This window comes from Janthinobacterium sp. SUN120, from assembly GCF_030397735.1.
In the GTDB taxonomy this organism is placed as follows: domain Bacteria; phylum Pseudomonadota; class Gammaproteobacteria; order Burkholderiales; family Burkholderiaceae_D; genus Janthinobacterium; species Janthinobacterium kumbetense.
In genome coordinates this window covers 681,233-705,347 of sequence record NZ_JAPUBW010000001.1, presented here as the reverse complement: position 1 = coordinate 705,347, position 24,115 = coordinate 681,233, and the positions used below count along the sequence as shown (strand labels likewise).

The 24,115-nt window shown below is 63.9% G+C and carries 19 protein-coding genes; 5 read left to right on the top strand and 14 right to left on the bottom strand.

Going from position 1 to position 24,115, the window contains the following annotated elements:
- Window positions 1–52: 52 nt before the first annotated feature.
- A complete protein-coding gene (locus O0879_RS03070; RefSeq protein ID WP_289914556.1) occupies window positions 53–442 on the bottom strand; it encodes a hypothetical protein in 390 nt (129 codons plus the stop codon).
- 245 nt (window positions 443–687) lie between these two features.
- Here O0879_RS03070 and O0879_RS03065 point away from each other — a divergent pair, with 245 nt between their 5' ends.
- The 4 genes from O0879_RS03065 (at window position 688) to O0879_RS03050 (ending at window position 4,925) form a co-directional block, all read left to right on the top strand.
- Window positions 688–1,458 (top strand): DUF481 domain-containing protein, encoded by a 771-nt coding sequence (locus O0879_RS03065; RefSeq protein WP_289914555.1) that lies wholly within the window; start codon window positions 688–690, stop codon window positions 1,456–1,458.
- A gap of 13 nt (window positions 1,459–1,471) precedes the next feature.
- Entirely contained in the window at window positions 1,472–3,346 is a 1,875-nt protein-coding gene (locus tag O0879_RS03060; RefSeq protein ID WP_289914554.1) for an alpha/beta hydrolase, read from the top strand.
- A 118-nt stretch (window positions 3,347–3,464) separates the two neighbouring features.
- Window positions 3,465–4,238 carry a hypothetical protein gene (locus O0879_RS03055; protein WP_289910214.1) on the top strand — a complete coding sequence of 258 codons (774 nt, stop codon included), beginning with the start codon at window positions 3,465–3,467 and terminating at the stop codon, window positions 4,236–4,238.
- Between the two features lie 6 nt (window positions 4,239–4,244).
- Window positions 4,245–4,925, top strand: coding sequence for an RES family NAD+ phosphorylase (locus O0879_RS03050; RefSeq protein WP_289914553.1), 681 nt, complete (start codon window positions 4,245–4,247; stop codon window positions 4,923–4,925).
- A gap of 10 nt (window positions 4,926–4,935) precedes the next feature.
- Here the strand turns inward: O0879_RS03050 and O0879_RS03045 are convergent, their stop codons facing one another.
- From O0879_RS03045 to ppc, 11 genes are all read right to left on the bottom strand, one after another.
- The gene (locus tag O0879_RS03045; RefSeq protein WP_289897706.1) at window positions 4,936–5,931 is read right to left on the bottom strand and encodes an HD domain-containing phosphohydrolase; all 996 of its coding nucleotides are present in this window, start codon (window positions 5,929–5,931) and stop codon (window positions 4,936–4,938) included.
- Between the two features lie 13 nt (window positions 5,932–5,944).
- A complete protein-coding gene (locus O0879_RS03040) occupies window positions 5,945–9,652 on the bottom strand; it encodes a PAS domain S-box protein (RefSeq protein WP_289907157.1) in 3,708 nt (1,235 codons plus the stop codon).
- Between the two features lie 359 nt (window positions 9,653–10,011).
- Window positions 10,012–10,668, bottom strand: a complete 657-nt coding sequence (locus tag O0879_RS03035) for a hypothetical protein (RefSeq protein ID WP_289914552.1) — start codon at window positions 10,666–10,668, stop codon at window positions 10,012–10,014.
- Window positions 10,665–11,033: a hypothetical protein gene (locus O0879_RS03030; protein ID WP_099667770.1), complete on the bottom strand. Its 369-nt coding sequence runs from the start codon at window positions 11,031–11,033 to the stop codon at window positions 10,665–10,667. Before O0879_RS03030 ends, O0879_RS03035 begins: the two co-directional genes overlap by 4 nt.
- Window positions 11,034–11,107: 74 nt before the next feature.
- Entirely contained in the window at window positions 11,108–13,606 is a 2,499-nt protein-coding gene (locus tag O0879_RS03025) for a TonB-dependent receptor (protein WP_289914551.1), read from the bottom strand.
- A 93-nt stretch (window positions 13,607–13,699) separates the two neighbouring features.
- Window positions 13,700–14,680: a FecR family protein gene (locus O0879_RS03020; protein ID WP_289914550.1), complete on the bottom strand. Its 981-nt coding sequence runs from the start codon at window positions 14,678–14,680 to the stop codon at window positions 13,700–13,702.
- Window positions 14,677–15,183, bottom strand: coding sequence for a sigma-70 family RNA polymerase sigma factor (locus tag O0879_RS03015; RefSeq protein WP_289914549.1), 507 nt, complete (start codon window positions 15,181–15,183; stop codon window positions 14,677–14,679). Before O0879_RS03015 ends, O0879_RS03020 begins: the two co-directional genes overlap by 4 nt.
- 198 nt (window positions 15,184–15,381) lie before the next feature.
- On the bottom strand, window positions 15,382–15,561 hold the full coding sequence (locus tag O0879_RS03010) for a hypothetical protein (RefSeq protein WP_289914548.1): 180 nt from the start codon (window positions 15,559–15,561) through the stop codon (window positions 15,382–15,384).
- Window positions 15,562–15,717: 156 nt separating this feature from the next.
- Window positions 15,718–17,178 carry a pyruvate kinase gene (gene pyk / locus O0879_RS03005; RefSeq protein WP_083292642.1) on the bottom strand — a complete coding sequence of 487 codons (1,461 nt, stop codon included), beginning with the start codon at window positions 17,176–17,178 and terminating at the stop codon, window positions 15,718–15,720.
- 91 nt (window positions 17,179–17,269) lie between these two features.
- Window positions 17,270–18,280, bottom strand: coding sequence for a type I glyceraldehyde-3-phosphate dehydrogenase (gap, locus tag O0879_RS03000; RefSeq protein WP_099667765.1), 1,011 nt, complete (start codon window positions 18,278–18,280; stop codon window positions 17,270–17,272).
- Between the two features lie 32 nt (window positions 18,281–18,312).
- Complete coding sequence (ppc, locus tag O0879_RS02995) at window positions 18,313–21,066, bottom strand: phosphoenolpyruvate carboxylase (protein ID WP_289914547.1); 2,754 nt, start codon at window positions 21,064–21,066, stop codon at window positions 18,313–18,315.
- A 465-nt stretch (window positions 21,067–21,531) separates the two neighbouring features.
- Between ppc and O0879_RS02990 the strand changes: the two genes are divergently transcribed.
- A complete protein-coding gene (locus tag O0879_RS02990; RefSeq protein WP_251348507.1) occupies window positions 21,532–21,987 on the top strand; it encodes an Rrf2 family transcriptional regulator in 456 nt (151 codons plus the stop codon).
- Between the two features lie 64 nt (window positions 21,988–22,051).
- Here the strand turns inward: O0879_RS02990 and O0879_RS02985 are convergent, their stop codons facing one another.
- A complete protein-coding gene (locus O0879_RS02985) occupies window positions 22,052–23,737 on the bottom strand; it encodes a cation acetate symporter (RefSeq protein WP_289914546.1) in 1,686 nt (561 codons plus the stop codon).
- Window positions 23,734–24,042 (bottom strand): DUF485 domain-containing protein, encoded by a 309-nt coding sequence (locus O0879_RS02980; protein WP_099667762.1) that lies wholly within the window; start codon window positions 24,040–24,042, stop codon window positions 23,734–23,736. Before O0879_RS02980 ends, O0879_RS02985 begins: the two co-directional genes overlap by 4 nt.
- Between the last annotated feature and the right edge of the window lie 73 nt (window positions 24,043–24,115).

Genomic DNA, 24,115 nt, shown 5'->3' with positions numbered 1-24,115 from the left:
GCATACGCCAGGCGCGCGCCACTTGCCAGCCCCGCCGGGCGGTGTTCCCCGGCTAGTTACATTTTCCGCGCAGTTTGGCGATCGCCACGAAGGGCAAGGCATATACGCCGCCGATGGCGAGCGGGCCGATGCCGGTGGGCTGGCGCTTCAAGCCATCGGCGTGCAGGCAGTCTGGCACCTTCGCTTCGGCAAAGGCGGCGGCAAACTGCTCATATTTTCTGTCAGCGCGTATCGTCACCTGCTGCATGGCAGGCTGCGGCAAAGAGTCGCGCACCTGCGCCTCTTCCTCCAGCACGGCGCGCACGGCATCGCGTATCATCGTTTGCGTCAGTTGCGGTGCCGGGCCAGGACCCTGGACCGGCACCGCTTCGGGTGCCTGCGCGCCCGCTGGCGCCGCACCGCACAGCCATATCAGAGTAACAAGCTTGCGTGCCATTTTCATCGTCATCATCCATGCATGCCAGGTTTGCAATATTTCTCATAATATAGCAGCATTCATGCGCGCCGCCGCGTGCGGCGAACGATGGCAGGGTCGGGTACAATACAGCCTCGACAATTTTTGGCCGCGCCCGCGCGCGCATGTGCGCAGGTTTATCGGCGCCTCCCGGCTTGCCGCGGCCTGCATAGCCACCACTGCCATTAACGAACAGCAGGCACGCCCGGCGCGCGCCACAGACAAATACAGCCATGAAACCGACCCACTCTCTCGCACTGGCGCTGGCCATCAACTGCGGCAGCGCCGCCGCCGCAGACACCAAGCAAAGCATGCTGTTCGATGAAATCCCCATCGGTAGCTGGAGCACTTCCGCCGAACTGGGCGCCATCACCACCTCGGGCAACACGGTCGGCACCTCCGTCACGGGCAAGATCGACGCGCGCCAGGAACTCGACGACTGGAGCAACCAGTACATCTTCAGCGGCTACTTCAAGGAAGATGAAACGACGAACGACGACGGCGAGAAAGTGCGCGAACGCTCGGCGGAACGCTTTTCCGCCTCCGCCAAGGCCGCCTACAAGCTGATGGCCGACCATGAAAAACTGTTCGTGCTGGCCTCGCACGTGAACGACAAGTTCGGCGCCTACACCAAGTACTCGACCCTGGCCGTCGGTCATGGCTCGCGCTGGTACCAGTCGAGCGACAAAAGCGTCGACGTGGAAATCGGTCCTGGCTATTTCAGCGGCACCAACGACGCGGGCGAATCGGAACACGGCCTGACGGTGCGCGGCGCGGCCGCCATGAAGTGGAAGATCAGCCAGTCGGCCATGTTTACGCAAACGATCAGCGTGGAACGGGGCACCTCGAACACCCACTCGATCGCCGAGACGGCCCTCAGCACGAAAATCAACGGCACCATGCAGATGAAGGCCGCCTTCAGCGCCCGCAACGACACGCGCGTACCGGACGACAAGAAGAACACGGATACGCAAACGTCGCTGACCCTGGTCTACTCGTTCTAGGCGCGGACCGGCCATGCTGATGCGGCGTCTGCGCGTATGCGCCCTCCTGTGCGCCGCGGCGCTCCTGAGCGGCTGCGCCGCCGTCACCGTCAGCGCGATCTCGCCGGCCGACTACCTGCAGCAGCGGCGCGGCGACATCCTCACCACGGGAAAATTGAGCGCCGCGGCCAGCGAGGTGCTGCGCATCATCGGCAGCGACATCGCCGCCTGCGAAGCCAATACGGGCAGCTGCCGCGCCGACCTGGCCCGCTCCGAGCTGCTCAGCGACGAGCAGCGCCTGGCCACCCTGTCCGAATTGTGGCTGGAAAGCGCGCTGGCGGAAGAAAAACAGGGCGGCCACGCCAGCGCCGAACTGCTGGCCGCCTGGCTGGAATCGGCCCGCTATGCGTATGCCTACCTGTTCTACACGACGCGCACGCCGGGCCAGCGCGCCTTCGAAGAACGCCAGACGCAGATCCGCGACTACTATAACTATGCCGTGCAAAAGGCCGTCGGCAACCTGTTCCGCCACCGCGGCGAATACCGCCCGGACGGCCATGTGATCCGCGTCGCCGGCTGGCAGATCGACAGCGAATTGTCGGCCCTGCGCCTGCCCGAGGACGGCACCTTGCCCGAAGAACTGCTGCCGGCCACCTCGCTGTCGTTTTCCGGCCTGCGCAATGTGTACCGGCGCGACGGCTTCGGCGCCGACCTGGTGGCCGTCATGCCCAAGCCCCAGGCGTCGAAAGGCGACTATGTGCCCTACCAGGAAACCCGCTTCCCCGTCGTCACGGCGCTGATCCGCTTCGACGGCAACAGCCTGCAGGAAGTGCTGGCCACGCAGCAGCTGCTGGTGATGCTGGTCGACCCGACGCGCAGCGAATCGACGCGCATGGCGGGCCAGGAATTGCCGGTGGCCGCCAATTTCACGGCCGGCTATGGCTTGTGGCTGGCCCGTTCCGGCTTCGGCGTGCAGGCGCTGCGCACCCTGTTCGGCCGCGCTGACGGCATTTCGCGCCCGCAGGTGCACCTGATGCAGCCCTACGACCCGAACAAGCGCACCATCGTCATGCTGCACGGCCTGGCCAGCAGCCCGGAAGCGTGGATCAACGTGGCGAATGAACTGATGGGCGATGAACAGCTGCGCCGCCGCTACCAGATCTGGCAAGTGTACTACCCGAGCAATGCACCGCTGGCGGCCAACAACGCCGCCATCCGCCAGGCGCTTGCCGCCACCCTGGCGCAGTTCGACCCGGCTGGCAAGGCGGACGCCGCCAACGACATGGTCTTGATCGGCCATAGCATGGGCGGCGTGCTGGCGCGCCTGATGGTGTCCGACGCCAGCAACACCCTGCTCGACGCCATCACGGAAGAATACAATTTGAAGGGCAAGAAGGCGGAAAAAGTGCGCGCGGGCCTGACGCCCTACCTGAATTTCACGGCCATGCCGCAGGTGAACCGCGCCATCTTCATCGCCGCGCCGCACCGCGGCACCTCGTTCGCCAACCACAAGGTGGCGCGCTGGATCGCCAACCTCGTCACCTTGCCGATCACCATGCTCGACCAGTTGTCCGACGCGGCCGGCAGCCTGGCGCAGCTCGATACGGGCAGCAGCGAACCGCTGCGCATCCCCAACAGCATCGATAACCTCAGCGACAAGGACCCGTTCGTGCGCCTGGTGGCCGACCTGCCCATCAGTCCGAAAGTGCGCTACTACTCCATCATGGGCAACGACACGCCGGACCTGCCGCTGGCCGAATCAAGCGACGGCGTGGTGCCCTATGCCAGCGCCCACCTCGACGGCGCGCTGTCCGAAAAAGTCATCCCGTCCTGGCACAGCGTGCAGGAAAGCCCGCAGGCGATCCTGGAGATACGGCGGATTTTGCGGCTGCCGGACAGCTTGCCATAAGGCATCGCAGGTCGGATGCGCGGAGCAGCACCCTGCGCAATCCCACCTACCCGGCCTGCCTGCCTCCAGCCATTGCTCATCAGCATCGCCACGGTGCCAATCCAGAGGCAAGAAAGCAATGACCATGACCGCGCGGCCGCATATCCAGCTGCCTGATGCGGGAAAAGTGCGCTGCTCGCTTGATAAAGTTGCGAAACATGATAATCTTGTGAGTGAGATGTCAGCCGCATTTATCCGAGGAGTGAACATGACAGCACATCTGACTCACAGCACCCTGGCGCCCGACCGACAGGAATGGACAGATAGGGACTTGCGGGCAGTGGAACAATTCTCGCAGTTGGTGGGTGCGCAACTCGACATGCTGGCGCACGGTCCCGAGCGCGAGCGCCTGATCGACCTGGCCACGCGCGCGCTCCATGCGGCGCGCGCCTCGCTGGTCGCCACGCCGCCATCGATCCTGCTGCAACTTCCTGCATCAAAACTCAAGGTTTCAGAAGTCATTGGCCAGGGATGGGTGGAACTGTCGCAAGCATCGCTGTATCGCGCCGTGGAAAGCCTGCGGTTTTATTGTGTGACGCCCAAGGGACGCAGTATCGGCAAGGAATTTCCAGCATGGCAATTTGTACAGCCCGTGCCGGAACTGATCGCGCCCGTGCTGGCCATCCTGGCCGGCCAGCCGAGCAGTGAAATCCATGCTTTCTGGATCAGCAGCGCAGACGAACTCAACGAACTTTCGCCAGCAGAGATGCTTGCAGGCAAATCGTTTGAAACGCGACCCGCTGTGCATCCCAGCCAGCAGGCGCTGCTGGATCTGCCGGCCAGCGAGAGATTACGCAAGGTCATGGCATCGGCAAAGTGGCAGCATAGGGGGATGGCTGACATCATAGGCTAGTCCCGCATGACGTCTGAACTGCAAGAAACACCAATTCCGCCAGACATGGCCGCACGCCTGCCGGCATTGGCATCGCTGCGCACTGAATTATTGAGCAATATCATCATCCTTCAGGCCGGCCAGGCCCTCGTGCGCGCGGCGTGGAACACGGCATCCATCTGGCCGGCGAAGGTTGAACGGACCTACCGCTTCGGTCCGCCCGCCGAGCTGGCCAATGCGCACGGCTTCCCCTATCACTGGGTGTATATCGCGGACGATGCCTACACGGCAGCCTGGGAAGCCCAGCTTTGCCGTAATGATGCCACGCGCCCGGGCACCTTTTACCTCAACCACAATGCGCAACAAGCGCTGATCGCGACGCTGTCATTCAGCGTGCCACTGCGACTGCTCGACCTGACGGGCCTGGCCGCCAGCCGGCTGGGCATCTATGACCAATTGCGCAGCCCCGATCACGGCTGGTGCCAATGGCTGGACTGGCAGCTGGATCGGATCATTGCGCAGGAAGCCGGCGCGATTCACGGTTTCATGTATCCATCGCGCCGCCAGCCCGGCAAACTTGCGTATGCCATTTCATCGCGCCACATGAGCAAGCTGGGCAGCGACATGGCGTGCCAACACGTGCGATTCGGCGACACCGCGGCCTGTGCACGCCTGCTGGCCGATCGCCTGCGCGTGGATCCGCCCTGACCTGCCTCCCCTACGCCGGCTCGCGCCACTTGTCCTTGATTTCCAGCATGGCCGGCAGTTGCTCGATGAACAGCGCCAGCAGTTGCGGGTCGAAGTGCGTGCCGCTGTCGCGCTGCATGGTGGCGATGGCTTCGTCGACCGTCCAGGCGCGCTTGTACGGGCGTTCGCTGGTGAGGGCGTCGAAGACGTCGGCGATGGCGACGATGCGGCCTTCGTGGGGGATTTCCTCGCCCTTCAAGCCTTGCGGATAGCCGCTGCCATCCCATTTTTCATGGTGCGTCAAGGCGATGGTGCGCGCCATTTTCAAGAGGCCGCCCGCGTGCTCGCCGATGATGGCCGCGCCGATTTCCGCGTGGCTGCGCATGACTTTCCATTCGTCCGCATCGAGCTTGCCCGGTTTTTGCAGGATGGCGTCGGGGATGCCGATCTTGCCCACGTCGTGCATGGGCGCCGCGTTGAGCAAGTCTTCCGCCCTGCCCGCGCTGTAGCCGGCCGCCAGCGCCAGCTGGCGCGCATAATAGCTCATGCGGATGACGTGCATGCCCGTCTCGTTGTCCTTGTACTCGGCCGCCTGGCCCAGGGTCTGGATCACCTGCAGGCGCGAGCGGCGCAATTCCTCGGCGTCCACCAGCGACAGATGCGTGCGCACGCGGGCGCGCACGATGGGCGGGCTGACGGGTTTCGTGATGTAGTCGACGGCGCCCGCGTCGAAGCCGTCCGCCTCGTCCTTCACGTCGCACAGGGCCGTCACAAAAATGACGGGGATGGACGCGGTGGCCGGCATGGCCTTCAGCTGGCGGCACACCTCATAGCCCGTCATGGCGGGCATCATGATGTCGAGCAGGATCAGTTCGACGGGGTTGTTCTGCGCCAGTTCCAGCGCCTTCTCGCCATCCTTCGCATACAGCAGCCGGTAATCGTCCTGCAAAATCTGGCGCAGCACCTGCAGATTCGTCGCTTCATCGTCGACCAGCAGCAGGATCGGTTTGTCTTCGTGTAAGGTCATCGTTAGCCCAATATCAGGAAAGGTCGGCAGGCGTTGGCGCTTCCAGCCACGCCAGCAGCTGGCGCAGCACGCCCGCGGCACGCGCAAATTCAAAGTCGTCGATGGCGCTGGCCAGCGCCTGCAGGCGCGGCTGCTGGCCGTGCGGCGCCAGCATGGCGGCGATCTGCGCCATCAAGGCGTCGTCCAGCTGCCCGCCTTCCAGGCTGGCGATAGCTTGCCGCAGCAAGGCGCCAGCGGCGGCTGCATCGAGGGGCGCGCTGGCGGCCGGCGCCTGCATGGCCACGGCCGGCATGCCCGCCTCTTCCAGCTCGCCGGCCAGCGCCATGAAGGCGGCCGCCAGCTGCACCAGCAATTCGGTCACCGGCAACTGGCGCGCAATCGCTTGTTCGATGCGCCCCAGCAGACTTTCGACCTGCACCAGGCACAGGTTGCCCGCCGCGCCCTTGATACGGTGCAGCAGGTGGCCCGCCACGCTGCTGCCGCCCCGTTCCAGTTCCGCCGCCAGCATGGCGGCGCAGTCGCCATTGGCCTGCACGAAGCGCGCGATGGCCCGCTGCAGGGCTTCGCGTCCGCCCCACAGGGCGATGCCGCGCTGCCAGTCCACCTGGCCGGCGGCGGCGCGCGCCGCCGCGCCGGCCGCCGGCGGCGGCATGGCCACGGCGATATCGAGCAGGCGGGCGATTTCCGCCGTCAGCTTGTGCATCTCCAGCGGCTTCGAAGCGAAACCGTTCATGCCGGCCGTCTGCGCGGCGCGCCGGTCCTGTTCCAGCACGCTGGCCGTCAGGGCGATGATGGGCGTCGCCTTCAAGCCCTGCTCGCGCTCGTGCACGCGGATCAGGCGCGTCGCTTCCAGGCCATCCATGCGCGGCATCTGCACGTCCATCAGGACGATGTCGAAGCTGCCCTTGCCGAATTCGCGCACGGCGCTCTCGCCGTCGCTGGCGGCGATCACCTGGTGGCCGGCCGCGCCCAGGCTGATCAGGAGCAGCTCCACGTTCTGCGGCACGTCGTCGGCCGCCAGGATGCGCAGCGGCGGCAAGGCCACCACGGGCTGCTCACTGCGGCGCGCCACGGCCTTGCCCGGCGCCAGCGGCAGCAGCACGTGGAACACGCTGCCCACACCAAGAGTGCTTTCTACCGTGATGGTGCCTTTCATCAGCTCGACGAGCTGCAGCGAAATCGTCGTGCCCAGGCCCGTGCCGCCAAAGCGGCGGCTCATCGAGGAATCGGCTTGCGTAAAGGGGGCGAAGATCTTGTCCAGGCGGTCGGCGGGAATGCCGATGCCCGTATCGTGCACGGCGATATGCACCTGCTCGCCCTGCATGCCGACGGCCACGCGCACATGGCCCACTTCCGTGAACTTGACGGCGTTGCCGATCAAATTCGTCAGCACCTGCTGCACCCGGCGCGCGTCGCCCAGGAAGAACTGGCCCATGCCCGGGTCGATGTCGACATGCAGCACCAGGTCGCGCGCATGCGCCGTGATGCGCAGCGACGCGGCCACGTGGTCGACCAGGTCCGGCAGCGAAAAGTCCACCAGTTCCAGCTCGGTGGCGCCTTTTTCCAGCTTGGCCGTGTCGAGGATGTCGTTGAGCAGTTCAAGCAGGGAACGGGCCGACTGGCGCACCGTGCCCAGGTGGCGGCGCTGCAGGCTGTCCAGGGCCGTCCCCAGCAGCACTTCCGTAAAACCGATGATGGCGTTCATCGGCGTGCGGATTTCATGGCTCATGTTGGCCAGGAAGCTGGTCTTCGATTCCGCGGCCAGCTCGGCGCGGTCTTTGGCGGCGCGCAGGTTTTCCTGCATGGCGCGCCGTTCGCTCACGTCGGTGGCCAGCTTGACCACCTTGAACGGCTTGCCGTCCGTATTGAAGATCGGGTTGTACGACGCCTGTATCCACACTTCCCGGCCATCCTTGCCGATGCGCTTGTACTCGCCCGTGTTGAATTCACCCTGCGCCAGGTGCTGCCAGAACGCGATGTAGTCGGGCGAGGTCACATAGCCCGGTTCGCAGAAGATGCTGTGGTGCAAGCCCAGCACGTCGTCGGACCGGTAGCCGATCAGGTCGAGGAAGTTCTCGTTGGCCGCCAGGATACGCCCCTGCAGGTCGAATTCCGCGACGGCCGTCGCGCGCGAGATGGCCGTCACCTTGCCTTCGTACTCGGCGTTGCGCAATTCGCTTTCCGTGATGTCGAGGATGACGCCGTCGATCCAGCGCACCACGCCGTCGTTGTCGAGCACGGGGCCGCTGCTTTCGCGCACCCAGCGCTCGCGCCCGTCGCGGTGGATCAGGCGGTAGACGTTCTCGAAGTCGCGCTTTTCGCCGGCCGCCTGCACGCAGGTGTCGTTGACGCGCTGGCGGTCGTCCGGGTGCACGAGGTCGAACAGCCTGACACGGCCCTCGACGAAATCCTGCGGCATCCAGCCCGTCAGGTTGAAGACGGCGTCGCTGATGAAAATCATCTTCCATTCGGGCGCGAAGCTGCAGTGGAAGGACACGCCGGGGATATTGCGGATCAGGGTGCGGTACTGGCGCTCGCTGTCCTTCAGCGCCTGCTCCATGCTGCGCGACGAGCGCATGTCCGTGACAAACGCCACGAACAGGGGCTGGCCCGGCGTGTCAATCTTGCCGATCGCCACACGCATGGGCAGCACGGCGCCATCCTTGTGGCAGCCATCGAGTTCGCGTCCGCTGTCGAGGATGCGCGAGGCGCCCGTTTCCAGGTAATCGCGCAGATAGCCCTCGTATTCGGCCGCGTCGGACGGCTGCAGCAGCACGCTGGCGTCGCGCCCCACGATCTCCGCTTCGCGCCAGCCGAACAGGCTTTCCGCGGCGGGATTGAAGGAGCGCACCTTGCCCTGGCCATCGATGGTGATCAAGCCGTCGGCCGCCGTATCGACGATGGCGCGCAGGCGCGATTCGCTGGCGCTCGCATGGCGCAGCAGCTGGCGGTAGCGCAGCAAGCCGTTCGCGGCGGCGACAAACACCGTCAGGGTGACGGTGATCAGGGCCACGGCCAGGGCCACGAACGAAGCTTGCACCGTGATCGTGTTGTCGCCTGCCGTGGGGGTGCCGGAAAAGCGCGCCGCCAGCATGCCTGTGTAATGCATGCCGGAAATGGCCAAGCCCATGACGGCACTGCTGACCAGCAAGGACGCCAGGGGACTCATGCGCAAACGCATGGCGCTCAGGCCGAAGCGTATCCACAGCGCCAGCATGGCCATGACGACGGCCACCACCAGCGACAGGGCAAACAGCCAGGGCTGGTAATGCAGGGTCAGCGACGTCTGCATGGCGGCCATGCCGCTGTAATGCATGGAACCGATGCCCACGCCGACGAGCACGCCGCCCACCACCAGCTGGCGCCAGTTGATGCTCGGGCGCGCCAGCATGTGCAGCGCCACCCACGAAGCGGCCACGCCTGGCAGCATGGAGAGCAGGGTCAGGCTGGGGTCGAAGGAAACGCGCGTGCAGATGTCGAAAGCCAGCATGCCGATGAAGTGCATCGACCAGATGCCGCCGCCGAGCGCGATGGCGCCCGTGATGATGGCCGTCTGGCGCTGGAAGCCGCGCTCGCTGCTGCGCGCCATGCCGGCGATCTGCAAGGCCATGAAGGAGGCAAAGATGGCGATGCCGATGGAAAACAGCACCAGCCAGGCGTTGTGCGTGCCGTAGATGTACTGCATGGTATCGGTCGATACGGCAAAGATGGAACTAAACATACTGTCGTGGCATAAGGTGAGTGAAACGTGACGTCGCAAAACATGACGGCGCACCGCGCGCGCCGGCGCCACGCCTTTTGCTAAAGCGGCAACACAGCGGAAATGACAACGGTAGCAGTCGACCAGGGCAAGGCTCGGTCATCACGCCCGCGCCTGCCGCGCGGGGGAAAGGTGCTTTTTACAGAGTGAAAAAGCGGAATGCGTACGAACTCTGGCGCGGATGGCTGGCCGCCAGCGTGACGATGATTTTTTAAAGAGCCATGAGTATAGTTGCTTTGCGAACATATTCATAGGACTTCAGCAATACTATAGCAAGAAAGGCAATATTCTGAGGTCGCGATGCGACAGCACTCGTCCGTTCAGACTGGCGGCCACAGCGCGCGTATGGCGGAAGAGGCCTGATAGGTCGCACCGGCGCGCTCGGTCACAGGGATACCGGCCAGTGTACAGCGGCGGCCCAGCTCGTCCTTGATCTGCCGCAACGACCAGCGCTGCGGCACGGGCAGATCCATGCCCACCACGCGGATCAGCGGGCAATCGTCGAGGGTCGTGTGCAGCAGCAGCTCCACGCGCGCCATCGGCGGTCCGCCGCGGTAGACATCCACCGCGCCCGCGTAAGTGACCACCTCCAGCGCGCGCATCTGCTGCGGCGTCAGTTGCAGCACCTTGTCATGGCCGGGCAAGCCCCGCGCCAGCCGGCGCAGCAACACGCCCGCGTCATTGATCTCGACATGAAAAGACAGATCGGGGCCCGGCAGAAAAAGCACGCCGACGATCCAGGCGGTCAGCGCCGGCAGGCCCAGCAGCACCGCCTCGCCCGCATACGGCACGTCGCGCCAGACGGCTTGCACGATGAAGGCAAGGATCAGGACGCAGCCCCCCAGCAGCACGCTGCGCCACAGCACGGGGCGCATATTGGCCATCATCGCCGCATGGCAGCTGGCATCGTCGGCCGGCGCAAAGCGTATCCATTCGGCGCGCGCCGGCTTGCAAGGCCTGGCGGGAATACCGCTCAAGCGTTCTGCGCCAGCATGCCGCGGAACCATGCCAGTTGCTCGCGCGTCAGGTAATTGGCGCCATCGCCATGCAGCAGGACGATCTCGATCTCGGGAGGAATCGAGGCGAGCAGCTGCGCGCCCGTGACGGGAATCTTGGGGAAATTGATGCCGGCCAGGAAGGCGGGATCTTCCGCCACCGTCACGCAGCGGCGCTCGGGATTCGGCGACGGCACGAGGAACAGGTCGATCTGCTCGCTTTGCCCGCCGATGACGACGTGCAATTGCGCGGCCAGCAGTTCGGGCAGGATCAGCTCGATGTTATTCTCGGCGCGCGATTGCTGGAAAGCGCTTTTCAGGGGCGTGAGGAGAGGAATGGCGGTCATGGCAAAGTGGAAAGATAAAGACGGCGGCAGTGTAGCAGAGGCGCCCGGACGGGCGCGCTCCGCTGGCGCAACGGCTACATCTTGTAGTTCAGCGAGACAAGTACGCTGCGCGGCGCGCCGTAGCGCGCCAGCCCGCCGGACCAGGAATAGCCGAGCGCCTGGTAGTAGCGGCGGTCGAGCACGTTGTCGATGTTCGCGCGCAGCTGCAGCTGCTCGCTGATGCGATAGCCGGCCGTCAGCCCGACGATGGCGTAACCGCCCTGCTGCGTCAGGTAAGCCTTGTCGCGGCGGTCGATCTTGTCCTGCGCATACACGGAGGCGCCCAGGTTCCAGCGCGCCAGGCTGCCGCTCAGCTGCACGTTCGTGTATAGCTTGAACAATTGCTTCGGCTCGTCCGTGGCAATGCGTTGGCCAATATTCGCGGCCACGCTGTCCTTCGTGTACTTGGCCAGCACATGGGTGTAGCCACCCGAGATCTGCCAGCCCGGCAATGGCGAGCCCGACAATTGCAAGTCGACGCCTTCGCTCTGCACCTGCCCGGCCGCGCGGGCGCAATAGATGGGGCCGCCCGTGGGGCAATTGACTTCATCGGTCATTGCGCGGTTGTTTTGCTTGATGCGGAACAAGGCGCCGCTGGCGTTGAGCCTGCCGCCGAAATATTCGCCCTTGACGCCCACTTCCAGGTTGGTGCCGCTCAACGGCGGCAAGCCATTGCCTTTGACATCAAGCACACTTTGCGGCTGGAAGATCTGCGTGCCGCTCGCATACACGGAGTGATGCGGGTCCAGGTCGTAGACGAGGCCCGCGTACGGGGTGAATTTCGCGTTTTCCGTCAGGTCGCGGCGCCACGTCGGATTGGCGGCATACCAGCCCGTGACATCCTGCGCATACCAGCCGAAGCGCCCGCCCAGCACCAGGCGCAGCGGATCGGCCAGGCTGAAGTTGCCTGCCGCATACAGCCCCTTCTCGTCCGTCTTGCGGCCCCAGTTGTAGGGCTCGAACGGCGCGCCGCTCATGCGGTAGGCGCGGGGATTCCAGTGGCGGATATCGAACACGCGCGTTTGCGCGCCTTCCCAGCTCTGACCCGCGTCCGAATCGTCATGGCGGTAGCTGGCGCCGACGATGACGTCATGCTGGCGGCCGAACCAGGTGACAGGGCCGCTCAAGCGCCAGTCCGCCACCACTTGCTCCGTGTTGTACTTCCAGCCTGTTTCCGACTGTTCCAGCAAAAACGTTTCGCCAGCGACGCGGCCGTTGGTGGTATTGCGCGTGCTCGACGAGGCGTCGATATGCGTGATGGCGAAGCGGCTGCGCCAGCCCTTCTCCAGCTTCGTTTCCAGGTCGGCGAAGACGACGTTGTTGTCGCGCTTCTGGAAGGAATCGGCATTGTTCAGGAAAGTCGAGCGAGGCAAGTCCATGTGGCGGCCGTCGGGCAAGGTCGGCAAGCCGACGAACACGCCGTCGGTGCGGCTGTGCTGGCGCGAAAAGCCGATGCCGGCCGTGGTCGACGGCGTCAGATCCGCCTCGACGATCGCATACACGGTGCTGTTCCTGTTGTTGACCACGTCGACGAAGCTGTCGCTGTCGCGCAGACTGGCCGCCACGCGCCCGCGCACGCTGCCCGACGCATTCAGGGCATTGCTGGCGTCCACCGTCAATTGCCGGTCCTTCCAGCTGCCCAGGTGAATGGATGCGTCCAGCAAGGGCGTGGCCGTCGGGCGCTTGCGTATCATGTTGATGCTGCCCGACGGCGCGCCCGCCCCTTCCATCAGGCCCGTGGCGCCGCGCACCACTTCCACGCGGTCGTACATCAGCATGTCGGCGGAGACGTTGCGCTCATTGAAACCCGTGACGTCCAGCGGCAAGCCATCGACATTGATGTGGCTCAAGGCGAAGCCGCGCGCGAAATACGTGGTTTCCTGGTCGGACACGCCCTGCGTCTTGCCGTACAGGCCGGGCGTGGCGCGCGCCACGTCCTGCAGGGTGGTCAGATCGAAATCTTCCATTTGCTGGCGCGAAATGACGCTGACCGTTTGCGGCGTGTGGCGCTGCGACAGGTTCAAGCCCGTAGCCGTCGACAGATTGCGCGAGGTATACAAGCCCGTACCTTCCGTGGCGCGGTCCGCCTCGGCGCTGACGACGACGGCGGGCATGCTGGCCAGGCCGCCATCGGCCGTATTGGTATTGATCTTGCGCAATAGATAATTGCCGTTGCCACCATCCGTCACTTCCAGGCCGCTGCCTTGCAGCAATTTTTGCAGGCCGGCGGCAACGCCATGGCGCCCCTGCAAGCCCGGCGTCGCCAGGCCGTCCAGTGCTACGCCCTGGGTGGACAGGTTCACGCCGGCGGCGATGGCGAACGATGCCAAGGCGCTGCGCAGGCTGCCGGCGGGAATGCTGTAATCGCGCACGCTTGCGGACGGGCCGGCTTCAGAGGCCAGCGCTGTCTGCGGCAAGCCGGCGCCAGCCGCGCCCACGGCCAACAGCAAGACCAGCGCGGCGCGCACGGCGCCCGTGGTGGGATGGAGCGCGAGCGGCGTCCACGGGGAAAATAAGCGGTGCTGCACAGCCATGTAAAACCCTTTCGATGGTTCGGATTGTTCGTTCTCTACCTTGTATGACGAAGCAATCTCAAAAAAGGGACAGGCAAGCGGCAAATAATTTCTTCAGGCTGCCTCGACACTGATCCAGTAGCGCGTGCGGCGCGCCAGCCGGATCGGCAGGGAACGCTGCAGCAATAGCAGGATGTTGTCCGGGTCGTTCAACTGGAAAATGCCGTCCACGGGCAAGGCCGCCAGCGCCGGATCGCAGCGCAGCACGCCATAGCGATAGCGCGCCACCTGTTCCAGCACCTCCCCTAGCGGCATGCGTTCGGCGATCAGCACGCCCCGCAGCCAGGCGTCCGCATGGGGTGACGACGGCGTCAAGGCGGACACGGCCACGTCGTCGAAACTGCCCTGCCGGCCCGCATTGATCGTGCGCAAGCCGTCGGGCGCCTGCGATGGCTCGATCTCGACGGCACCCTCGCTGACGCCCACCTCGGTGCGCGGCGCCAGCACGCTGCCAAGGTGGCGCACGCTGAAATGCGTGCCCAGCGCGCGTACGGTGCCATTGCTGCTGCGCACGAGGAACGGTCGCGCCGGCACGGCCGCATCATGCGCCGTGGCAACGTGGATTTCGCCCGCATGCAAGGCCACCAGCCGCGCCGCGTCGTCAAAACGCACGTCGATGGCCGTGTCCGTATTGAGCACCAGTTGCGTGCCGTCGGGTAATGCCATATGCCGGATTTCACCGCGCGCCGTGCGGATCGCGGCGCGCCACGCTTGCCAGGGCGCCGACTGGCTGGCCAGCCACAGCGCGGGTGCGGCCGCGATCAGCCCGGCCAGGCCGTAGAGGACGGCACGCCGCCGCGGCGATTGCGCCGCCGCGTCCGCCGCCTGCCGCAGCGCGGGCGGCACGCCGGCCAGGGTGCTGCACACCAGTTCGGCCCGCTGCCAGGCCGCTTCGTGCGCGGGATCGCTGGCGCGCCAGGACTGGAACGCCTGCTGCTCGCCTGCAGTCAAGGGGCCTGCGTGCAGGCGCACCAGCCATTGCGCCGCCGCCCGCGCGGCGCGGGGATCGATGGCCGCCGTGCCGGTGGTGCTCACAGGATCAGCAAGATGCAGCGCTCGAACGCCTGCACCATGTAGCGCTTGATGCTGCGCTCGCTCACGGCCAGGCGCCGGGCGATTTCACTGTAGCTAAGGCCGTCGACATGCGCCAGCAGAAAGGCATTGCGCACCAGCGGCGGCAAGCCGTCGAGCATGGCATCGATGCGCTGCAGGGCTTCGCGCACCAGCAAACGCTCCTCGGGCGACTGCATCAGCAGATCGGGCTGCTGCGCCAGGGTTTCCAGCCACGCCTGCTCCAGCGACAGGCGCCGGTAATGGTCGATCAGCAGGCGCTGCGCCACGGTGGTCAGGTAGGCGCGCGGCTCGCGCATGGTCTGCCGGCCTTCCGGCGGCGCTGTCAGCAGGCGCACGAAGGTATCCTGCGCCAGGTCGGCCGCATGGTCGGCGCACTGCAGCTTGGCGCGCAGCCAGCGCATCAGCCAGCCGTGGTGATTGCTGTAAATGACTGCGATCGATTCGCCGGATTGCGCAATGTTCACTAGGGACTCCGATGCGCTCAAGGCAAGGCGCGGCCAGGACGATGGCCGGCCGCAAGGCAAGCGACTCAATTGATAATAATTCTCATTATCACAAATCATTGCCCGCGGCGTCAATGCCGGCGCCCGTCCCGTCCGGCAAACTGTTGTTTCAGCGCGGCGGCTGGCCGTTCAGCGCGTATCGCTTGCTGTGGCGATCGGTTACGCCAGACGGGGTTTCCCGGACTTGGCCGCCAGGACGAGGGGAATGGCAAACGGCCCCAGAAATACCACCAGGATGGCCCTGAGAGCAGTTGTTTTCAAGGAACGGCGTTTGGCGATGAAGAGACAAGCGAAGGCCGACAGGGACCAGATCAGGGCCGGCAGGTAGGTAGTCATCATGAACTCCGGAAGCGCCTTGGAAGGCAGGAAACCATGCTGACACGGAAATATGAGCATCGCAATGGCAAATCGGGCATCTGCCATTGCGATGGGCGGCCAGGCACCCCGCTTTCAGTCATTCTTAAGACTGCAGGCGGCGGCCGGCCGGCGATGCGGTCAGTGCTGGCCGATCTTCATGATCTTCAGCGCGTTCGTGCCGCCGACCTTGCCCATCGGCTCGCCCCAGGTCAGCACGACGGTATCGCCCTTGGCCACGACTTTATGTTCCACCAGCAAATCTTCCGCCTGTTGCAAGACCTTGTCGCGGTCCGTGCCGGACGTCAATTCCAGGGTGCTGACGTTGCGGTACAGGGCCAGCTTGCGGCGCGTGCCCACGCTCGGTGTCAGCGCGACGATGGGGATGTCGATGTTGCAACGGCTCATCCACAGCGCCGTGGAACCCGACTCCGTCAGGGTGGCGATGGCTTTTACGCGCAAGTGATGGGCCGTAAACAGGGCGCCGTAGGCGATCGACTGGTCGATGCGCGAGAACGTGGCGTTGAGGAAATCGGCGTCCAGCTTGCAGGTGTCCCACTTTTCCGCGTCCAGGCAGATGGCGGCCATCGCTTCCACCGTTTCGATCGGATAGCGGCCCGAGGCCGTTTCCGCCGACGTCATGACGGCGTCCGTGCCATCGAGCACGGCATTGGCCACGTCGGACACTTCCGCGCGGGTCGGCACGGCGTTGACGATCATCGATTCCATCATCTGCGTGGCCGTGATCGCCAACTTGTTCGACGCGCGCGCCATCTTGATCATGCGCTTTTGCAGGGCCGGCACGGCCGCATTGCCCACCTCGACCGCCAGGTCGCCGCGGGCCACCATGATGCCGTCGGACGCGTCGAGAATTTCTTGCAGCGCAGGAATAGCTTCCGCGCGCTCGATCTTGGCGATCATCATCGGCTTGTGGTCCCACGCTTCGCCCGCGATATTGGCCAGCTGGCGCGCCATGACCATGTCGGTGGCGTTTTTCGGGAAGGACACGGCCACGTAATCGGCCTGGAAACTCATCGCCGTCTTGACGTCTTCCATGTCTTTCGCCGTCAGGGCCGGGGCCGACAAGCCGCCGCCCTGGCGGTTGATGCCCTTGTTGTTCGACAATTCACCGCCGATTTTCACCGTCGTGTGGATTTCGCTGCCGACGACCTTGTCCACCGTCAAGACGATGAGACCATCGTTGAGCAACAATACGTCAGCGGCGCGCAAGTCGCGCGGCAATTCCTTGTAGTCGAGGCCGCAGCGCTCGATGTTGCCCAGTTCGCCGTTTTCGCCCCATTTCGCGTCGAGGATGAACTTGGCGCCGTTTTCCAGGAAAATCTTGCCTTCTTCAAACTTGCCGACGCGAATCTTCGGGCCTTGCAAGTCGGCCATGATGGCCACTTCGCGGCCGCACAGGGCTGCCGCTTCGCGCACCATGCGGGCGCGGTCGATATGGTCTTGCGCCTTGCCATGCGAAAAGTTCAGGCGCACGACGTCGACGCCGGCCTTGAACATGCGGACCAGGGTATCGATATCGTTCGAAGCGGGGCCGATGGTGGAAACGATCTTGGTGGCGCGTTGCTGTACTTGCATGGTCATGGTGTGCTGCTTTCTATAAAGTTCGTGCTGCTACAAGGGCCGGCCTTGTGGGCCGGCCGTCCTGGTGCGCTGGATCAGCGGTACTACGTTCTTACTTGGCCGCCATCAGGGCGACCGTGGTGTCCAACATGCGGTTCGAGAAGCCCCACTCGTTGTCGTACCACGACGACACTTTCACGAGGCGGCCCGAAACCTTGGTCAGGGTCGAATCGAAGTTCGACGAGGCCGGGTTATGGTTGAAATCGATGGAAACGAGCGGTTCCGTCTGGTACGTGAGAATGCCCTTCAAGGCGCCTTCCGACGCCGTTTTCAGCAAGGCGTTGACTTCCTCGACCGTGGTATCGCGCTTGGCGATGAAGGACAGGTCGACCAGCGAGACGTTGATCGTCGGCACGCGCACAGCAAAGCCGTCGAGCTTGCCATTCAGTTCCGGCAAGACGAGGCCGACAGCGGCCGCCGCGCCCGTCTTGGTGGGGATCATCGAATGCGTGGCCGAACGGGCGCGGCGCAAGTCTTCATGCATCACATCGGACAACACCTGGTCATTCGTGTAGGCGTGCACGGTGGTCATCAGGCCCGATTCGATGCCGATGGCGTCGTTCAGCGGTTTCACCAAGGGCGCGAGGCAATTCGTCGTGCACGAAGCATTCGAAATGACCGTATCCGAGGCTTTCAAGACGTGCTGGTTGACGCCGAACACGATGGTGGCGTCCACGTCCTTGCCGCCCGGCGCGGAAATGATGACTTTCTTTGCCCCGCCCTTCAAATGCGCCGAGGCTTTTTCCTTGGTGGTGAAGAAACCCGTGCATTCGAGCACCACGTCGACGCCGAGTTCGCCCCAGGGGATCAGGGCCGGGTCGCGCTGCGCGAAGACGCGGATGCGGTCGCCATTGACGAGCATATTGTCGCCGTCGATGGTGACGACGCCGGGAAACTTGCCGTGCACCGTGTCGTAGCGCGTCAAGTGCGCATTCGACTTGGCGTCGCCCAGGTCGTTGATGGCGACGATCTCGATATCCTGCTGCTTGCCGCCTTCATAAAACGCGCGCAAGACATTGCGGCCGATGCGGCCATAGCCATTGATGGCAACTTTGATGGTCATGCTGTCTCCTTGATATTGTTTGAATGACTTACTTAACCACTATTTCTCAGTCCCGCCGCGATACCATTGATCGACAAATGGATGCCCGTGCGCGCCGCCGCGTCCTGCTTGCCCTCGCGGAAGCGTTTCAGCAATTCCACCTGCACGTGGTTGAGCGGGTCGATATACGGGAAACGGTTGCGTATCGAGCGCTGCATCAGCGGATTGGCTTGCTGCAACTCTTCCTGGCCCGTGATCAGCTTCAAGGCGTCCAGCGTGGCCGCGTATTCGGCGCGGATGCGCGTGAAGATGGCGTCGCGCAAGGCCTTGTCCTTGACCAGTTCCGCATACTTGCCGGCGATGGCGATGTCGCTCTTGGCCAGCACCATATCCATGTTCGACAGCAGGGACGTGAAGAAAGGCCAGTCCGTGTACATGCCGCGCAGCACGTCTGCCCCGTCGGCCGGATGGGCGGCCAGGTAGGCTTGCACGGCGGAACCGAAACCGAACCAGCCCGGCAGCATCAAACGGCATTGCGCCCAGCTCAAGACCCAGGGAATGGCGCGCAAATCCTCGATGGACGTGGATTTCTTGCGCGAGGCGGGACGGCTGCCGATATTCAGCGCGGCAATTTCCGCGATCACCGTCGATTCCCAGAAATACTGCTCGAAGCCCTCCGTGCCATACACGAGGTCGCGGTAGGCGTTCAGGGCCGTGCCGGACAGCTCTTCCATGGCAGCCAAATGGCCCGCGCCGGCCGAAGCTTTCGGTTGCAATTGCGCCTGCGGCAGCAGGGTCGACTGGATGGTGGCGGCCACCAGCACTTCCAGATTGCGGCGCCCTACTTCCGGGTTCGCATACTTGGCCGTGATGACTTCGCCCTGCTCCGTCAAACGGATCTGTCCCTGCACGGCGCCGGCCGGCTGGGCCAGGATGGCTTCGTAGCTGGGTCCGCCGCCACGTCCCACGGAACCGCCGCGGCCGTGGAACAGGCGCAGCTTGATGTGATATTCCTTGAAGACCGTCACCAGCTCGATCTCGGCCTTGTAGAGTTCCCAGCCGGACGTCAAAAAGCCGCCATCCTTGTTGCTGTCCGAGTAACCGAGCATGACTTCCTGCTGGTCCGCGCGCGATTCGAGCAGGCCACGGTAGAACGGCAAGCCAAAGGCGCGCGCCATGATGGCGGGGCCGGCGCGCAAGTCGTCGATGGTTTCGAACAGGGGGATGATGTTGACGTCCACTTCGCGGCTGTCCTGGCGCAGCAAGCCCACTTCCTTGAGCAGCAAGGCTACTTCCAGCAAGTCCGAGACGCTGGCCGCCTTGGAAATGATGCAGTTCGGTACCGATTCCTTGCCATATTTGACATGGGCTGCGCGCACGGCGCGGAAGATGTCGAGTTCGGACGTCGTTTCCTCCGAGTATTGCGCATACGGCGACGTCAGCAGGCGTGGCGACTCCAGCTCGGCCAACAGCAAGCTGATGCGTTGCTCTTCATCGAGGTCCAGGTAGACGAGGCCAGGCTGGGCGCCCGCGAACAGTTCGCCCACGACGCGCTCGTGCACGTCGGAATTCTGGCGCAGATCGAGCGGCGCCAGCGAAAAGCCGAACACCTTGACGGCGCGGCGCAGCTGGCGCAGCCGGCCACGGGCCAGCGCGCGCAAGCCATTGCTGACGAGCGAATGCTGGACCACGTCCAGGTCGGCCAGCAGGTCAGCAGCCGCGGCGTAAGGCTGCACGCCGTCTGCCTGCTTGCCCTTGCCGGACAGCACGACGCGCGTGGCGTCCAGGCGCGCATGGATGCCGTGCAAGGCGCGGCGGTACGGCTCGTCGACCCGGTGCGGCGAGGCGTCGGCCGAGCGTTCTGCCAGCGCGCGCAGCGGCTCGCTGCAGGCATTGAGTATTTGCGCCAGCGACAGTTGCGAAGCGAGCTTGCGCAATTCGCCCAGGTAAAAATCGAGCACCTTGTCGGCCTGCGTCTGCAGGGTGCTGCGCAGGATGTCGGCCGTGACGAACGGGTTGCCGTCGCGGTCGCCGCCTATCCAGCTGCCGACCTTCATGAAATTGGGCAATTCCGCATCTTCCCAGCGGGCATCGCGCTGGGCCAGCATGGTTTCCAGCGAGGAATACAATTTCGGCAATTCGCGCAAGATCGTGTGGTCATAGAACGACAGGCCATTGGCCACTTCATCCATGACGGACAGCTTGCTCGTGCGCAGCAGGCGCGTCTGCCACAGGGTGACGATGCCGCGGCCCAGCGCTTCTTCGTTCTGTTCCGCTTCTTCCGGTGTCATTTGCACGCGGTCGCGCTCGCTCAACAGGCGCGCGATAGCCATCTGGCAATTCTGGATGCTCTTGCGCTGCACTTCCGTCGGATGCGCCGTGAAAACGGGGCTGACGAATGCATCTTCGAAGAACGTTTCCAGCGCATCGGCCTTGCCCGCGTCAAACACATTGCCGACGGCATGGCTGAGGCTACCCTGGCGCGGCGGCGAGCCGGCGATCAGATGGGCGCGCGTGCGGCGGATGTGATGTTGATCTTCCGCAATATTGGCCAGCAGCGAGAAATAGCTGAAAGCGCGCGTCAATTGCGTGGTTTCTTCCTGCGACAGCGCTTGCAGCGCGTCCGACAGCTGCGCGCGCGCCGCTTCATCATTGTCGCGGCGGAAACGGATGGCCAGCTGGCGCACATGTTCGATGCGTTCGAAGGCGGGGTCGCCCAGGTGGTTGCGGATGGCGTCGCCCAGCAGACGGCCCAGCTGGCGGATATCGCTGCTCAGCAGCTCGTCTTTCACTTCATTCATTTGCATGGTATTCATTTCCTGGGGCGGCCACGGCGGCACCGCACAGATTGCGTAGTACGCGCTTCCCGGCCCGGGAAACGCCCATCGTCGAATTTGTAGTAAATTTACCTTATTGCTTCACCATCCTCTTGATTTCCATCAATAAAAATCATATCCAAAGGGCCGACAAGGGCTTACGAGCTGTTTGCCAGGGCAACAATATGAAAATTTACTACGCATTTAAGCGAAAGGCAATCAACTTTTGTCTTTCGAGGCTGAAAAGTGACGGCGCAACACACATGGCCGGCGCTCTCCTGTATGCTGGCGGCTGAAACAAGGATGTAATCCACATCTTTCACACGCCGGACAAAACCGTAGCGAGCGGATGTGAGTTGTGGCCGAGAAGCGGAACTGTGCGGATGCACAGTGAGCATCGGAGGCCGCAAGTCGCGACGCGCAGCAGGTTTGTCGGGTGTTTTACTCCCTTCTCCCATGCGACTGACTGCCTACACTGACTACACCCTGCGCACCCTGATGTACCTGGGCGTGCACCGCGACCGGCTCGTGACCATCCAGGACATTGCCGACCTGCACTCCATCTCGAAAAATCATTTGATGAAGGTGGTGCACCAGCTGGGCCTGTCGGGCATCGTGGAAACGGTGCGTGGGAGAAATGGCGGCCTGCGCCTGGCGCGCGACCCGGCCGAGATCAATATCGGCACCGTCGTGCGCGAAACGGAAAACGATTTTTTCATGGCGGAATGTTTCAACAAGGAAAATAATACCTGTCCGCTCACGCCCGATTGCCTGCTGAAGGCCAAGCTGGGCCAGGCCACGGCCGCCTTCCTCGCCGTGCTCGACACGGTGACCCTGGCATCGATACTCGACGCGACGCCGGGCGCGCCGGCGCTGGCGGCGGGCGTCATCCCCCTGCGCGTGGCAAAGTAAGCGCGCCAAAAACAACAATGCCCGGCGAACCGGGCATTGTTTCCTTCAGCAACTCCTGTTTACATCAATGCGCGCTGGCGCCTGCCGCGCCGATGCCCGTTTCCGAACGCATTTGCTGCGCTTCGTAACCGGCGCGGTCGATGCGTGCGCGGGGGCTCTTGTCGAGCACCGAGAACAGCCAGATGCCGACGAAGCCGGCCGTCATCGAGAACAGCGCCGGCGAGGCATACGGGAACAGCGCTTCGCCATGGCCCAGCACGTCGACCCACACGGACTTCGACACCACCGTCAGCGCGACGGCCGTGATCAAGCCCAGGAAGCCGCCGATGGTGGCGCCCCGCGTGGTGCAATCCTTCCACAGCACCGACATGAACAGCACGGGGAAGTTGGCCGAGGCGGCAATGGCAAAAGCCAGCGAAACCATGAAGGCGATGTTCTGCTTTTCAAAGGCGATGCCCAGCACCACGGCGATAATGCCCAGCACGATCGTCGTCACGCGCGACACTTTCAATTCATTGGCGCCCGTGGCCTTGCCCTTCTTGATGACGGTGGCATACAGGTCGTGCGACACGGCCGACGCGCCCGACAGGGTCAAGCCCGCCACGACGGCCAGGATGGTGGCAAACGCGACGGCCGACATGAAGCCGAGGAAGACATTGCCGCCCACGGCCTTGGCCAGGTGCACGGCCGCCATGTTGTTGCCACCCAGCAATTTACCTGCGGCATCCTTGAACTCGGGATTGGTACTCACCAGCACGATGGCGCCAAAGCCGATGATGAAGGTCAGAATGTAGAAATAGGCGATCCAGGTGGTGGCCCAGAACACGGATTTGCGCGCTTCCTTGGCGCTGGGCACCGTGAAGAAACGCATCAGGATGTGCGGCAAGCCGGCCGTGCCGAACATCAGCGCCATGCCGAACGAAATGGCGGAAATAGGATCCTTGATGAAGGAACCGGGGCCCATGATGGCTTCCTTGGTGGCGTGCACGTCCACCGACTTGGCGAACAGCGCTTCCGGGCTGAAGTTGAACTGCGCCAGCACGGCCACGGCCATGAAGGTGGCGCCGCCCAGCAGCATCACGGCCTTGATGATCTGTACCCAGGTGGTGGCCGTCATGCCGCCAAACAGCACGTAAATCATCATCAGGGTGCCGACCAGGACGACGGCGATCCAGTATTCCAGGCCGAACAGCAGCTTGATCAGCTGGCCCGCGCCCACCATCTGCGCGATCAGATAAAAGGCCACGACGACCAGGGTGCCGGACGCGGAGAAAATGCGGATCGGCGCCTGCTTGAAGCGGTAGGCGGCCACGTCGGCAAAGGTGAAGCGGCCCAGGTTGCGCAGGCGCTCTGCCATCAAAAAGGTGATGACGGGCCAGCCGACGAGAAAGCCGATGGCGTAGATCAGGCCATCGTAGCCGTTCAAAAAGACGGCGGCGGAAATGCCGAGGAAGGAAGCGGCCGACATGTAGTCGCCCGCGATGGCCAGGCCATTCTGGAAGCCCGTGATGCCGCCGCCGGCCGTGTAGAAATCGGAAGCCGACTTGGTCTTCGCGGCCGCCCACTTGGTGACGAACAGCGTGAAGATGACGAAGGCGGCGAACATGATGATCGCCGTCCAGTTGGTCGGTTGCTTGACTGCCTGGCCCAGGTCGGCGCCGGCCGCCAGCACACTGCTGCTGGCGCCCGCCAGCAAGGCCAGGCTTGCCAGGCAGGCGAGTTTGCGTTGCGTCAATGTGGTGCCGTTCATGCTTGCACCCGTGCCTGGATGGCGTTGCTCAGGTCGTCGAATTGCTTGTTGGCGCGGCGCACATAGATGCCCGTGACCAGCACGGTAAACACGATGACGAACAGGCCGATCGGCATGCCCCAGGTCATCACGCCGGTGCCCGTCTTAGTGGCGAGGAATTCCTTGTTGAAGGCGATGAGCAGGATGTAGCCGTAGTACACCAGCATCATCAGGCCCGTCAGCGCCCAACCGAAGCGGGAACGCACCTTGACCAGTTGGTGATAGTTGGGGTCGCTCTTGATTTTTTGAACGAGATCGTCATGCATTGTGTTGCCTCCTGTTATGTAAAAGCTGCTCTGTTGTTTTCGAGCTTGGACTCACAGTACAGTGCGAGGCTTA